The organism is Pseudoalteromonas sp. CST2 (genome assembly GCF_028599385.1).
Classification (GTDB): Bacteria; Pseudomonadota; Gammaproteobacteria; order Enterobacterales; family Alteromonadaceae; genus Pseudoalteromonas; species Pseudoalteromonas atlantica.
Genome location: NZ_JAQREO010000010.1, coordinates 149246 through 164203, shown reverse-complemented (window position 1 = coordinate 164203; position 14958 = coordinate 149246). Strand labels below are relative to the sequence as shown.

11 protein-coding genes and 2 rRNA genes are annotated in these 14958 nt (G+C 41.9%); 8 read left to right on the top strand and 5 right to left on the bottom strand.

Annotation, left to right across the window (positions count from 1 at the left end):
- Positions 1-5: 5 nt before the first annotated feature.
- The 3 genes from rrf (PSH41_RS13965) (at position 6) to glsB (ending at position 1799) form a co-directional block, all read left to right on the top strand.
- Positions 6-120: ribosomal RNA gene (gene rrf / locus PSH41_RS13965) — 5S ribosomal RNA — on the top strand.
- 62 nt (positions 121-182) lie between these two features.
- A 5S ribosomal RNA gene (gene rrf, locus PSH41_RS13960) occupies positions 183-297 on the top strand.
- A 578-nt stretch (positions 298-875) separates the two neighbouring features.
- Positions 876-1799: a glutaminase B gene (gene glsB / locus PSH41_RS13955; RefSeq protein WP_004588579.1), complete on the top strand. Its 924-nt coding sequence runs from the start codon at positions 876-878 to the stop codon at positions 1797-1799.
- Positions 1800-1833: 34 nt separating this feature from the next.
- Here glsB and PSH41_RS13950 read toward each other — a convergent pair whose 3' ends face one another.
- The gene (locus tag PSH41_RS13950; RefSeq protein WP_004588578.1) at positions 1834-3138 is read right to left on the bottom strand and encodes an inosine/guanosine kinase; all 1305 of its coding nucleotides are present in this window, start codon (positions 3136-3138) and stop codon (positions 1834-1836) included.
- A 178-nt stretch (positions 3139-3316) separates the two neighbouring features.
- Between PSH41_RS13950 and tadA the strand changes: the two genes are divergently transcribed.
- Positions 3317-3820 carry a tRNA adenosine(34) deaminase TadA gene (tadA, locus tag PSH41_RS13945; RefSeq protein ID WP_004588577.1) on the top strand — a complete coding sequence of 168 codons (504 nt, stop codon included), beginning with the start codon at positions 3317-3319 and terminating at the stop codon, positions 3818-3820.
- Here tadA and PSH41_RS13940 read toward each other — a convergent pair.
- Positions 3817-3981, bottom strand: coding sequence for a hypothetical protein (locus tag PSH41_RS13940; protein ID WP_004588576.1), 165 nt, complete (start codon positions 3979-3981; stop codon positions 3817-3819). The two genes, tadA and PSH41_RS13940, sit on opposite strands and share 4 nt — an antisense overlap.
- Before the next feature lie 246 nt (positions 3982-4227).
- Positions 4228-5736: a membrane-bound lytic murein transglycosylase MltF gene (gene mltF / locus PSH41_RS13935; RefSeq protein WP_273589241.1), complete on the bottom strand. Its 1509-nt coding sequence runs from the start codon at positions 5734-5736 to the stop codon at positions 4228-4230.
- A gap of 211 nt (positions 5737-5947) precedes the next feature.
- On the opposite strand from mltF, the gene purL reads away from it, so the two are divergent.
- From purL to PSH41_RS13915, 4 genes are all read left to right on the top strand, one after another.
- Positions 5948-9838, top strand: a complete 3891-nt coding sequence (gene purL / locus PSH41_RS13930) for a phosphoribosylformylglycinamidine synthase (RefSeq protein ID WP_273589242.1) — start codon at positions 5948-5950, stop codon at positions 9836-9838.
- Between the two features lie 133 nt (positions 9839-9971).
- A complete protein-coding gene (locus tag PSH41_RS13925; protein ID WP_273589243.1) occupies positions 9972-12428 on the top strand; it encodes a YdbH domain-containing protein in 2457 nt (818 codons plus the stop codon).
- 2 nt (positions 12429-12430) lie between these two features.
- Positions 12431-12628, top strand: coding sequence for a YnbE family lipoprotein (locus tag PSH41_RS13920; RefSeq protein WP_004588572.1), 198 nt, complete (start codon positions 12431-12433; stop codon positions 12626-12628).
- Positions 12629-12638: 10 nt separating this feature from the next.
- On the top strand, positions 12639-12968 hold the full coding sequence (locus PSH41_RS13915) for a YdbL family protein (protein WP_273589320.1): 330 nt from the start codon (positions 12639-12641) through the stop codon (positions 12966-12968).
- 37 nt (positions 12969-13005) lie between these two features.
- On the opposite strand, the gene PSH41_RS13910 is transcribed toward PSH41_RS13915, so the two are convergent.
- Together PSH41_RS13910 and waaA are read right to left on the bottom strand one after the other, a co-directional pair.
- Positions 13006-13554 (bottom strand): DUF1415 domain-containing protein, encoded by a 549-nt coding sequence (locus PSH41_RS13910; RefSeq protein WP_273589244.1) that lies wholly within the window; start codon positions 13552-13554, stop codon positions 13006-13008.
- Positions 13551-14834: a lipid IV(A) 3-deoxy-D-manno-octulosonic acid transferase gene (waaA, locus tag PSH41_RS13905; RefSeq protein ID WP_273589245.1), complete on the bottom strand. Its 1284-nt coding sequence runs from the start codon at positions 14832-14834 to the stop codon at positions 13551-13553. Before waaA ends, PSH41_RS13910 begins: the two co-directional genes overlap by 4 nt.
- Between the last annotated feature and the right edge of the window lie 124 nt (positions 14835-14958).

The window sequence follows — 14958 nt, the reverse complement described above, 5'->3', positions numbered from 1 at the left end:
ATTTGCTTGGTAACCATAGCGTTTTGGACCCACCTGACCCCATGCCGAACTCAGTAGTGAAACGAAACAGCGCCGATGATAGTGTAGCATTTGCTATGTGAAAGTAGGACATTGCCAGGCTCCAAATTTAGTCGAAGGACTTAAACCTTAATAAATAAAATAAGAAAATTGAACAGAATTTTCTTGGTAACCATAGCGTTTTGGACCCACCTGACCCCATGCCGAACTCAGTAGTGAAACGAAACAGCGCCGATGATAGTGTAGCATTTGCTATGTGAAAGTAGGACATTGCCAGGATTCAAATTAAAGAAACCCGTTACAGCGATGTAACGGGTTTTTTGCTGTCTGGGGTTTAGTAAATAACCAAGAGCCCACGCCAAACTCAGTAGTCAAACAAAACAGCTCGAAGGCGAGCCCCGGCCAATGATAGTGTAGTATTTGCTATGTGACTCTCCACCGCTGTGGGCACTATGACATTACTAGGATTCAAATTAAAGAAACCCGTTACAGCGATGTAGCGGGTTTTTTGCTATCTGGAGTTTAATAAAAAGCCAAGATCTCATGCTAACTCAGTCTTTGTAATGCCCGCCCCTGTAAATTCTTTGAGCCATAACATTAGTATCCTTATAGAAAGCTAAGCCATTATAGGGAAAGTCACGGCACACATCGTGCTCAGTGTAATCAGTTTTTTATAGCCCCGCAAAATGATTAAGGCTTATTGCGGATTAGTATTGCTTTGATATAGAAAATATCACTTTGAAAATAAACATTAAGTTCATGCTTATCTGCTATTTTATTCATGTAACATAGCTAGGCGTGCAGAAGTTGTGCGTGTTAAAATCAAATTTTTATAAATGCCAAAATAGAGGTGTCAATTGCCCACTGCTGACTACCAAACTGTACTAGATGAAATAGCACACGAAGTGCGCCCTTTGTTATCACAAGGTAAGGTTGCGGACTATATACCTGCACTTGCTGAGGTTTCTAGCGAGCAGTTTTCTATTGCTATTTATACCACTGATGGCGAAACCATTTGTGCGGGTGATTGCTCAAAACGTTTTACTATTCAATCAGTTTCTAAAGTAATGACGCTTACAATGGCGCTACAGCGCTATGGCGACGAGCTATGGCATCGGGTAGGCAAAGAGCCCTCAGGAACCGCATTTAATTCTCTTACGCAGTTAGAGTTCGAAAAAGGCGTACCACGTAATCCTTTCATTAATGCTGGCGCGATTGTGACGTGCGATGCTTTGTACAGTCGATTATCCGCACCTCGCCACTCAATGCTTGAAACGTTTAGGTTACTTGCAGGTAATAGTGCAATAGTGATTGATAAAAAAGTGGCCAATTCTGAGTATGAGTTTAGGCATAGAAATGCAGCAATGGCGCATTTAATGAAGTCGTTTGGTAATTTTGAGAATGACGTCGATGATGTACTTTGGTCTTACTTCAATTTTTGTGCGATTGAGCTTAACTGTATTGAGCTAGCTAGAGCGTATAACTTTTTAGCGAATAAAGGGGTTGATTACAGCTCGGGTAAGCGCGTTTTGAGTAGTCGCCAAAATAAACAATTAAATTCGATTTTATTCACCAGCGGCTTATATGATGCGGCAGGAGACTTTGGCTACAGAGTGGGAATGCCGGGTAAATCGGGTGTGTCAGGCACTATACTAGCGGTATTACCGGGTAAGTTTACAGTGGCAGTATATTCACCAGGGCTTAATGAATTTGGTAATTCGGTGGCGGGGATAGCAGCATTAGAGCTGCTATCTAAAAAGCTCGATATTTCGATTTTCTAAAATACCGCAATAGGGAGCACGTAAAGCTCCCTATTTATTGGTCCCAGTACACTTGCTCAAGGCAGTCTTCGCGCTCTGGCAACCCACGTGATAAACGTGGAGAGTGCTGTACTAATACCTCGTAACTTGCGCGGTTAGCGTACTTACTAATTTGTGCAAGAGAAGAGTAGGTAATGGCCTTTTGTTCGTGTTTTGCTGAGTTAGCGACATTTAACTTATGATAAACGTTTGCTGATAAATCGTGTAACACGGCAGCCAACGCACAATCGCCAGCACCATTGGTGTTTTTGATTGAATCAGGCCCACCCATGAATGGCGCCGTATGGCTATACGCTTTTATCGGGTTTTCGCAATCGGATTTTTTCATTGCACGAGAAAACTCATAGCGATTAAAATCGGCAATGGCACCTGGTAATAATGGGTACTCGGTTGCACGTTTAAAGCTCTCATCAACGTAACCGGCCATAAATAAGCCTTTTTCGCCAGCGGTACAAATAACTAAGTCTACCCAGTCAAGTGCTTTGTCTGCGGCTAATAATGGGTCTTCAAAGCCAGTAATTGCTAGCCCTTCTTCTTCGTTCATGGCAAGTATATCGACATGCTCGTTTACAAAGTTAGCCCACCAGGTTGGATCTTGCTCAATTAAAAACTTAGTGCCGAGTGTTAAAACTACCGGTACACCTGCATCGTTAGCGTATTTAACTGCTTGCATGGTTGCTTCAGTCATTGTTTCATCACCCTGTGTACGCATTAGGTAGGCGCTGATCACAAGTGCTGATGACTGCTCAATTAAGTGTTTATCGATAGACTCAGGCTTTAAGTGATTCATTAAACCGGCGCTAATTGCGAATGTACGCTCGCCTGTTTCATCAATTAAGGTAAAACAACGGCCAATAGGGCCATCTACTGGTTGTAAATAGTCTAAATCAACGCGGCTTGATGTGTTACATAAAAAGCGGTAGGCATAGCTGCCAATTTTTATGTTTTCACTCATAACACCGAGCAATACTGAACGGTCATCTGCTAGTACAGAGTAGTTATGCATTGTGTTACCAATGGTGCCACCGGCAAATTCGTAATCAACCATGTCGTTTAGTTTTAAACGGTCGTAAAGTGCGTTAGTAATATCGCTATCAATAACTTGCGACATTCCTCGGCGAAGTTGAAACTCGTCTAAAAAAGCCTGATCGACTTTGGCCTCAATATCAACAACGATCTGATCGATACCCGTAATGTAGCTACGTTGTAATCGCTCAGTTGCGTTTAGCTGATTAGTAAGTGGATCTTTAGCTTCCACTGGAAAATAATGTTTATGTCTGCGGCGTCCAGGAAATTTCATTTGCTACCTGTGTTGTGAGCTAAATAAAAAAAGCGTGAGATTATAGCGTAAATCACACTCTATGAGCCACGATAAACCACATTATTTTGTTTTATTTTTGCAATAATTTAATCAATTACGCATTTTAAACAGGCAAGTTGATATAATACCGAAAGAAAATTTATTTAAAGTAAGCACTATGAACGATCTTAAAAGCGATGAGTATTGGATGGAGCAGGCATTAGTTTATGCCAATAAGGCGCAGCAATTGGGCGAAATTCCGGTAGGAGCTGTCCTTGTTAAAGATAACACGCTTATTGCAGCGGGTTATAATCGTTCAATTACTGATAACGACCCCTCTGCGCACGCCGAAATGATTGCAGTGCGTGAAGGAGGGAGAGCTTTAAATAATTACCGTTTAATTGATTGCACTTTGTACGTTACGTTAGAGCCATGCTCTATGTGTGCCGGGCTGTTAGTGCATAGCAGAATAAAGCGCCTAGTGTACGGTGCGCCTGATGCTAAAACAGGCTCGGCTGGGTCGATTATGAACTTATTGCAAGAGCCGAGGCTGAACCATCAGGTAGAGGTGTTAGGTGGGGTGCTTGGTCAAACCTGTGGTAGTACTATTTCGGCGTTTTTTAAACAACGCCGAGAACAAATTAAAGCGGCTAAAAAAGCAGCTCGTCAAATTAGTGACTAGTTAGCCTTATCTGAATCTACTTCTATCATTTGCTGCATCGCAAACATGCGACGACGCCAAATAATTTTTTTATGTAAGTTACGTAGCATAATACGACGTCTGGTGGCTGTTGAATGAATAATATTGCGTTTTAGTTTTTGCGTGCGTCTACGTTTTAGCATGTGTTCTCCTAATGCGTGAGAGTGAGAAAGGCACAAGATATATATTAAAAATCAGGTAAATATACTATAAACACACATTAGTGATCATTTCATGACAAGTAAACAGATTTTTAATTTAGTTACTAGAGTGGTTAGGCCTGAAGGGGAAATTAGCGCCTGTTAAAACGAGGAAAGAATCGTTTAATGCCCACATTTTAATGCTTCACAGGCCTGAATAGCCCATTTAAAAACGTAAATATAAACGCTTTACTGAGACTGCTGCGTGTTATTTTCACCTTGCTTACTTTTTTCTTCAGGTGAAAGCGAAGGGGTAGGTTCGGTTTTATCGTTGTTTATACGCTCTTTGCTTGGTTGAGCTGCTTTTTCAACTTCAGGTGCTTCAGGTTCTGATTCAGGTTCTGGCTCTAGGGCATTATTTTCATCAAGCCATACAAGTGCATCGTAATACCTGCGAATGTTATCAACATATTTTACCGCAACATCGCCACGCGCATAGCCGTAACGGGTTTTACGGTAATAACGTTTTTTGATTAAAAGTGGTAATCGCTTTTTAACATCGGCCCATTTATCAGGGCTCGCCCCTTGTTGTTCGGTAATAATGCGCGTGTCGTTAACGTGCCCCCAACCTACATTATAGGCTGCCAGTGCAAGCCAAGTTCTATCGGGCTGCGGGATTCTGTCGGGGATGCGTTTAACGAGCTTAGCTAAGTATTTAGCTCCGCCACGGATGTTTTGCTCTGGCTCTAACCTATTTGTTACGCCCACTTGTTTAGCGGTACTGCGTGTCAGCATCATAATGCCTCTTACACCTGTAGGCGATTTAGCGCGAGGGTTCCACATAGATTCTTGGTAGCTAAGCGCAGCAAGTAAGCGCCAGTCAAGGCTACCTGCATATTGCTCAAACCAAGGCCTGTAAGTGGGGAGTGTTTCTTTTATAGCTTCTATGTATGCAAGCGTATTAACGTAGTTAAACTGGCGTACGTGCCCAAAGTACTTTTCTTCGAGCACATACAGCTGGTTACTTTGTTTTACGTCACCAAAAAAGGGCACTAGCAGTGCATAAAGCGAATCATCTTTTGATTTATTAAGGATCCAAGCTATGGGGTCATTTCGGGTAACTGAAAAGCCAATACTTAAATTTGGGTGGTAGCGTCTAAACAGCGAAAGCGTGTGTGAGTCGGCGAGGGTGTAATCTATTTCGCCATCGATAACGGCTTGTAAAAGCTCCTCTTCATCGAGTTCTTCGGTTTCTTGCCAAGTTAAATCTGGGTTACTCTTTTTTATTTTTTGTAAGGTTAAAGAGTGGCTACTTTTGGCTATAACTGTAAAGTTTCCATCAAGGTCGTCAAATTCACGTGGGCGAACTCGACCTTGTTTATAAACCAACTTTTGGCTAATTGTTCTGTAAGTGGGGCCATAGCGGTATTGCTGTGCACGCACTTTGTTGTAGGTAAGTCCTGAGGCTATTAAGTCTAAATCGCCGCTTTCAAGGCGCTCAAACATATCGGATAAATTAAAAAACGGTACTATTTCTAGTTCAACACCTAGGTAGTCGGCAAAAGCTTGAGATAGCTCGTATTCAAAACCTTGCTCGCCTTGCACGGCTTGGTAGTAGTTGCTGGCACTGGCAAGGGTACCTACACGTATTTTATTTTGTGCTTTAATTTGGGCAAGTTGAGTTTGTTGCTCCTGCATATTACACGCACACAACAACATAACTAAAGTGATGATAATTATTAGCTTTTCTTTCAACATTAACCGCCCCATAAAGCTCATACCCCGTTATACCAAAACTTCACTATGGCGTCACTTAGCGTTTAGCTTTTATTGGTAAATTTGCTGCTGTTTATATAAATAAAAAGTTAATTTTCTGAAAAGCGCAATTTGGAGTTAAAACTCGGTGCTACATAGACTATAATGCCCGCCTAAAATATCGTTCAATCCCTAACCCCGGATGAAATTATCTATGTTGATCCTTCGTGGTGCACCAGCACTTTCAGAGTTCAGAGTTAATAAAATTTTAGCGCGTTGCAAACTATCGCAACTTCCAGTCACCAATGTATATGCCGAGTATGCACATTTTGCCGATTTAACCTCGCCTTTGAGTGTTGATGAGCAAACAAAGCTTGAAAAACTACTTACTTACGGTCCAACTATTGCCGAGCATACCCCAGCTGGCACACTTATTTTAGTTACCCCTCGCCCTGGCACCATTTCACCATGGGCATCTAAAGCAACCGACATAGCGCATAACTGTGGCCTTAAACAGGTTCACCGTGTTGAGCGTGGTATTGCTTATTACGTAGAAGGTGAACTAAGTGCAGATCAGCTTGCTCAAGTAACGGCGTTATTACACGACCGTATGACTGAGGCAACGCATAGCGAACTTGCTTCTGCAGCGCAGTTATTCCGCAATGATTCGCCTCGCGAAATGTCATCAGTTGACATTTTAGGTGGCGGGCGCGAAGCATTGGCTGCGGCAAACGTTGAACAAGGTTTTGCGCTTGCTGATGACGAGATAGACTACTTAGTAGAAAACTTTAAAAAGTTAGGCCGTAACCCTAACGACATAGAGCTATTTATGTTTGCCCAAGCAAACTCAGAGCATTGTCGTCATAAAATATTTAATGCTGATTGGACAATTGATGGTATTGAGCAGCCTAAATCGCTGTTTAAAATGATCAAAAATACATTTGAGCACAATCCTGAAAATGTGCTGTCGGCGTACAAAGATAACGCAGCAGTAATGAAGGGCTCAAAAGCGGGTCGTTTCTTCCCGAATGCGCAAGGTGAATATGCGTATCATCAAGAAGACATAGAAATTTTAATGAAGGTAGAAACCCATAACCACCCAACAGCTATAGCACCATTTTCAGGTGCGGCTACAGGCTCAGGTGGTGAAATTCGCGATGAAGGCGCAACAGGCCGCGGCTCTAAGCCAAAAGCGGGTTTAGTTGGTTTTACGGTTTCTAACTTACGTATTCCGGGTTACGAGCAACCGTGGGAAAGCGACTTTGGTAAACCTAATCGTATCGTAAATGCGCTTGATATTATGATGGACGGCCCTTTAGGTGGTGCGGCATTTAATAATGAGTTTGGACGCCCTAACTTATTAGGTTACTTCCGTACTTACGAAGAAAAAGTAACAAGTCACAATGGTGAAGAGGTGCGTGGTTACCACAAGCCTATTATGCTTGCCGGTGGTTTAGGTAATATTCGTGCTGATCATGTTCAAAAAGGGGATATTCCAGTAGGTGCAAAACTTATTGCACTAGGTGGCCCTGCAATGAACATTGGTTTAGGCGGCGGTGCAGCATCAAGCATGGCATCGGGCCAATCAAACGAAGATTTAGATTTTGCTTCTGTACAGCGTGAAAACCCAGAAATGGAACGCCGTTGCCAAGAAGTGATCGATAAGTGTTGGCAACTAGGGGATGAAAACCCAATTGCGTTTATACATGATGTAGGCGCTGGTGGTTTATCTAATGCGTTTCCTGAGCTTGTAGATGATGGTGGCCGTGGTGGTAAATTCCAACTACGTGATATTCCTAACGATGAGCCGGGCATGGCCCCACACGAAATTTGGTGTAACGAATCGCAAGAACGTTATGTACTGGCTGTTGCTGTTGAAGATTTTGATCGCTTTGAAGCCATTTGTAAGCGCGAACGTGCGCAGTACGCAGTAATAGGTGAAGCCACAGAAGAGCGCCACTTAACTGTTGCCGACAGCCACTTTGATAACAGCCCTGTTGATTTGCCGCTTGATGTATTATTAGGTAAAGCACCTAAAATGCATCGCGATGTAACTTCAAAGCAAGTTACCGGTAAGGCAATTGATGCAGAGTCGATTGATATAGCTGAGGCTGCTCAGCGTTTATTACGCTTACCTACTATTGCAGAAAAAACATTCTTAATTACTATTGGCGATCGCTCGGTTACCGGTTTAGTAGCACGGGATCAAATGGTGGGCCCTTGGCAAGTACCTGTGGCTAACTGTGCAGTTACCGCAGCAACGTACGACACTTACCACGGTGAAGCTATGTCACTGGGTGAGCGCACGCCGGCAGCACTATTAAATTACGGTGCATCGGCGCGTTTAGCCGTGGCAGAGTCACTAACCAATATTGCCTGTGCCAACATTGGTAGCCTAGAGAACATTAAGCTATCGGCTAATTGGATGGCTGCAGCAGGTCACCCTGGTGAAGACGCCGGCCTTTACGAAGCTGTAAAAGCGGTAGGCGAAGAGCTTTGTCCTGCGCTTGGTTTAACTATACCTGTGGGTAAGGATTCTATGTCGATGAAAACGACATGGAAAAACGAGGATGATAGTGCTGAGCAATCAGTTACTTCTCCGTTATCACTTATTATTACTGCCTTTGGTCGTGTTGACGACGTGCGTAAAACAGTGACTCCGCAGTTACGTACTGATAAAGGCGATACATCACTTATTTTAGTTGACTTAGGCGCGGGTAAAAACCGACTGGGCGCATCAAGCCTTGCACAGGTTTACAAGCAGCTTGGTGATGTTACTCCAGATGTGGACAGCCCTGAGCTACTGAAAGGCTTTTACAATGCCATGCAAGCACTTGTCGCTGATAGCAAGCTACTTGCCTATCATGACCGCTCAGACGGTGGTTTATTTACTACGGTAACTGAAATGGCGTTTGCTGGGCACACCGGTGTGACTGTTGATTTAGCTGGTTTAACCGGGACAGATCTAGAAGCACTTTATAACGAAGAGCTTGGCGCGGTAATCCAAGTTACTAACAGCGATTTAGATGCCGTAAATGCTGTATTTGAGCAACACGGTGTTGCTGCAATTAGCCACGTGATTGGCTCGCTTAATAGCGACGATAGCATTGTATTTAACCGCGGTGAGCAAACTGTACTTAATCATACTCGTACTGAATTACGTACTATTTGGGCCGAAACAACGTACCAAATGCAAGCACGTCGTGATAACCCTGATTGTGCTAAGCAAGAGTTTGATGCCAAGTTTGATTCAAAAGATCCAGGCTTAAACGTAAAACTTAACTTTGACTTAAACGAAGATATAGCCGCACCGTACATTGCAACGGGCGCTAAGCCGCAAATGGCTATTTTACGTGAGCAAGGCGTTAACTCGCATTTAGAAATGGCTGCTGCGTTTAACCGTGCTGGTTTTGCCGCTGTTGATGTACACATGAGCGATATCCTCGAAGGGCGTTTAACCCTTGAGCAATTTAAAGGCTTAGTGGCATGTGGTGGTTTCTCTTATGGTGACGTATTAGGCGCCGGTGAAGGCTGGGCTAAGTCTATATTGTTTAACGATATGGCACGCGATCAGTTCCAAAACTTCTTCCACCGTGAAGACACCTTTAGCTTAGGTGTGTGTAATGGTTGTCAAATGTTATCAACATTGAAAGAGTTAATTCCGGGTACTGAGCATTGGCCACGTTTTGTAACAAATAAGTCAGAGCGTTTTGAAGCACGCTTTAGCTTAGTTGAAATACAAGAAAACCCGTCTGTATTCTTTAATGGAATGGCTGGGTCGCGTATGCCAATTGCTGTATCTCATGGTGAAGGCCATGCAGAATTTGCAAACGATGCTGCCACTAAAGCTGCGCTTGAAAGCGGCACTGTTGCGGTTAAATTTGTAGATAACTACGGTAATCCAACAACGCAATACCCGGCTAACCCGAATGGTTCACCAGAGGGTATTACCGGTATTACCTCTACTGATGGCCGTGCCACTGTAATGATGCCGCACCCTGAGCGTGTATTCCGCGCTGTTGCTAACTCGTGGCACCCAGATGAGTGGAAAGAGGATAGCCCATGGATGCGTATGTTCCGCAACGCACGTAAAAATGTAGGTTAAAAACGACATATACAAGTTAGATTCATAATCTAGCTGTAAAATAAAAAAGGCTGCACTGTGCAGCCTTTTTTGATTGCGTAGATTTAAAATTACGATAGTTTGTAAATTATAAATAAAAGCTTATAAGGACAGTATGTTAAAGCGCGTTGGTTTAATTATGGGGGCTGTATTGCTAAGTATAGTTTTGCTTGGCTATGTATTTCGTTTGCCACTATTACAATGGGCTGTAGCGCCTGAACTTGAAAAAGCAGGTGTTACCTTAAGCTGCTTAGATTTTTCGCTTACGAGTAAGTTAAATGTGCATGTACAAAAAGCCTGTTTAAGTTACCAAAATCAAGAGCTTACTCTTACAGGTATTACTGCTAATACTAAGCATGTTAAAGTTAAACACGCAGTACTTAATGTAAATCCATTTCCTCAAGGTAGTAAAACAAGCACTGCTGCCACAATTTTAGATTTAGCGCTTCCTGAAAAAAGGCCAACAATTACAGTTGAGCATTTAACTATACACACTGCGCTTTTAAAGCGCCCGCTAATGCTAAATATCACCGAGCCCACGCTTAACCAGTTTGTAGTCAATGGTGATTTAAACGCAAGCGCAACGCTTTACAATAATAAGGTACAAGGGCAGCTTAAAATAAATGATGGATTATTGAAGCAACTACTTAAAACAGATAATGAGTTATTAAGTGGACTTAGCTTTAATGCTGCGCAGGCATTTAGCTTTAACGGGGTAGAGGCAAGCCTTAGTGGTGATTTACAAGGCCAGTATGACTATAAAATACAAAGCTGCGATATAACAAACAGCTCCAAAGGTGTGCTAAGTGCTACCTATAATTTAAATAGCCAAAACCTTGAGCTTGACCCAAGCAAGCTTAAAAACAATGTAAAACTTAGTAATAACTGCCAATCTCTTATTCCTGAAAGTGCCTACAAATCATTTGCTGTAAAGCAGCTTTCACTTAATTGGCAATGGGCTTTAGCTAAACCAATTAACTTTGCACATAACAACCTAACCTTACCGTTAATAACGCTCAAAAGCGCAGAGCAAGCCAAGCAAAATATAGATATAACGTTTACAGATACGTTTATAAATACTGCTGCACCGTTACAAAGCGCCCGCACACAGCTAAAGGCACAGCTACATACAGATGAAATAGACGCTATAACGCTAAGTACGCAGCTTAAAAACGCTCAATTAAGCGGTAATTACGATATTGCGCTTAACTCTTTGCCTAAATTTTTACCGGCTGAGGCTAATAATATTAAAGCTAAGGGGGATTTTACAGTTACTCAACTTATTGACTTTAAGCCCGAAGGTAGCGCACGTATTGAGTTTAGCGTTGATAGCGCAGCTGCTTATGGCAGCACTCTTAACGGCTACACAGGTAACCTTGAAGCAAGTATGAATGAAAAGCTCGATGCAAAAGTAACGCTTAAAAGTAAGCTTAAAAGCGTGCAATACAACGAATATAAGCTCACCGGTATTAATAACACCCTTAGTGCAAGGGCAAACTTAGGTGTGGGAGAGTTATTTGCTCACTTAAATGCAAGCACCCAAATAAATACACTCACTAGTCCAAATGTCGATTTAAATACTATAAACGTAACGTCAACTGGGCTGCAAAGTCGCGCGCTTAAAGCGTCTCATCATGTATTTGTAAATGGTGTTGAGCTGGTGGCCAATCACCATGTTTCAAAGGTAGCGCATCCGTTTGAAGTGATTATACCGCAGCAAAGTGTGCTTTCGTTAAATTCAATCGTTAGCCAATTTGAACCGTTAGCTCAGCTAACCCAAGGAAAATTGGGTGGGCGTATAAGTGGTGATGTGAATTTACAAAAAGCAAATTTTACTTTAACGATGACTGATACCAGTGCACTGTATAACGACTACTTAGCTAATCAATTTAGTATGCAGCTAGGTGGGCATTACGATTCAGGGCAGCTTAATGTTGCCCCTACTACCTTTAATCTTAATGAATTACGTGCAGGCGCTGTAGTTAAAAGTATCACGGGTAATATTAAAGTGATTAATAATAGCGCGCAGGCCTTTGATGTTGAAGGCGATATTTTTGGTGGTAAATTTTCTTTAGATAAATACACGCTTTTAAAGCAACAGCAAACAGCTAATGTTACGTTTGAAAATGTTGATGCCAGTAAATTAATAACGCTTGACGATAAGTCGGGTATTACCCTAACAGGTAGGCTAAAAGGGTCGTTGCCGTTTTATTTTGATCACACAGGGGTTGAGGTAAAAAATGGCAGCCTAACCAATCAAGGCCAAGGGAAGCTTGTTATTAGTAATAACGAAGCGTTTGACGCTGTTATGCGCCAGCAACAAGAGTTACAACCTGTGCTTGGGTTGCTCAAAAACCTTGATATACAAAAACTTAATAGTACAGTAGCGCTTAAAAGTGATGGCTGGTTAAACTTAGGTGTTAACTTACAAGGCTTTAATGAGCCAGAGCAGCAACAAGTTAACTTTAATTATAATCACGAAGAAAACGTGTTTACGTTGCTAAGAGCGCTTAGACTGAGCGACGAAATAACGCAAAAAGTTGAGCAGCAATACTCTAAAAAAGGAAACTAATGATGAAAAATTTGTTGAGCATTAAGGCCGTTATTGCACTTGCTGCTATTAGCGCTTTAAGCGCATGTACCCACAGAGTAGAGGTGGCAGCGAAAGAGCCGATAACGATCAATCTAAATGTAAAAGTAGATCACGAAATTCGAGTAAAAGTTGATAAAGAACTCGATAACTTATTCAGTGACGACAGTGAATTATTTTAGGAGCTAAATGATGACTATAAAAAATAAATTAAGTATTGCCACTCTAGCAAGTGCGGTATGTTTGTCGTTTTCGGCGTGGGCTATTAGTTTAGATGATGCTAAAAACCAAGGCTTAGTGGGTGAAGATAGCTCAGGTTACTTAGGGCTTGTGGTACAAAACAGCGAGGCAAAAGCCGTGGTTGAGGAAATTAACGCTAAACGTAAAGCACAGTATTTAAAGTTGGCTAAAAAGAACGATTTATCGCTGGCACAAGTAGAAGCACTCGCAGCAGCTAAAACAATCGAAAAGACCAAAATTGGCCACTATATTGAAGTGAATGGTAACTGGGTTAAAAAGTAATACAAGCAGCTAAACATATTACTTAAAAACCGAGCGTTTAGGCGCTCGGTTTTTTTATATTTGCTAAAAGTTGCTGCCAAAAGTCGAATCCTTTGCGCCTTGCAAGCTTTATATTGTGCTCTGGTATAGATTCAGGCTCGTTATAGTTATCAAGCGCTTCGCTCATACTCAGTTCGCGAATTAAATGCAGTGTAGGGTAGGGGGCTCGGTTAGTGTAATTTGCGGCATCATCTTCATCGCTGTCGGCAAACACGTAATCGGGGTGAAAATTAGCAATTTGGTATTTACCTTCAAAGCCTTGTGCTACCAGTAAGGCATTGGCTAAATCGACTAAATCTAAAAAGTCTTCAAAATCGCTAAAGCCGTTATCAAACAGTATTAATGTGGTTTCACGCTCTGGGTTTTGATCAAGCTGCACACACTGCTCTAGCATGTCCATTACAGCGTCATCAATTTTTGTTGCAGGGCTAAGCACATAATGAATACAGTTATTTTCTACTTCTTTACGGGCAAATGGGCAAAAGTTATATTTTACAATAACGGATGATACCCACTTGCGGGTTTGGGCAATTGCTTGATGAGTCATGCTTTTGGCTCTAAATACTGATTTATGATGGTTAATGTTTTTTCAATGGCGCCTTGGTTTTTAACTACACATTGCTGCGCTTTAATACCCAAGCTTTGGCACGCTTTGGTGTTTTGGCTTAAATTAATTAATTGTTTAGCAAGCTCATCGGTATTTTCAACAACGACAGCCCCTTTAAGTTTAATTAGCTCAGGGTAGATATGATCAAAATTATACGTGTGTGGGCCTGTAATAACACCAACCGAAAAAGCAGCAGCTTCAAGTGGGTTGTGCCCACCTCGGCGAATTAAACTGCCGCCTATGTAACTTACATTCGCTGCGCCATATAAACACTGTAGTTCGCCCAGTGTATCAGCTAATAGTACTTGCTCGTTTTGATAGTTATTGTTGCTGCGACGACTAAAGCTAAGTGGGCTTTGAGTTAGCGTATCGGCTACTTTATCAAATTGCTCTGGGTGACGCGGTGCTATAACTAAAAGTGCATTAGGGTATTTTTTTAATAGCTGCTGATGGGCGTTTAATATCATTTCGTGTTCAAGCGGGTGAGTAGAGCCTGCTACCCATACAAAACGTTCTTTGGTTTTATATTCGGCTTTAAGATTTGCAACTTTAGTTAGTTGCTCATTGCTTGGCGTAATGTCGAACTTTATTGAGCCTGTAACATGGCTCTTTGAAGGGGGTAAACCAAGTTCAATAAAGCGCTTAGCATCATTTTTATTATGACTTGCAAGCACTGAAATTGAACGCATAATTATATGCGTTAACCCTGCCACCTTTTGATACCCCTGTTGCGATTTTTCGCTTAGGCGAGCATTAAGCACTAATACCGGTATATTCTTTTTATGGCTTATTGCCATTAAATTAGGCCACAGCTCAGTTTCTAAAATACACAGTGCTTGTGGATTTACGCGCTTTAAAAATCGAGCGCTCGAACCTGCAAAGTCTATAGGTAAATAACAACACGCCACGGTATTTTTAAATTGTTCACTAATTTGCGCACGCCCGGTAGGAGTATTGCAGGTAATGAGTATATTAAGCTGCGGGTGTTGTTTTTGCAGTGCTTTAATCAGTGGCGTTGCAGCAAGGACCTCACCTACAGAAGCGCAGTGGAACACAACCGGTTTAGCGCTATTATTAAATAAGTGTTTGCTGATCAAACCAAAGCGCTCTTTAAAGTGCGCGCTGTAGCCTTTATTTTTTTTACCTCTTAGTACATACAAGTAAAATACAATCAGTGGGCTAATTAAAATTAAAGCGAGTGAGTAAAAAATGCGTGCCATACTGAACTTTTATTAAGGTAAGTGGCGCTAGTTTAACGCGAAAGTGATAATTTCTGAACATGTGAAGCACTAAATTATAATTCAGTTCAGCTATATTCCCATAAAATACACACAACTAAATAAA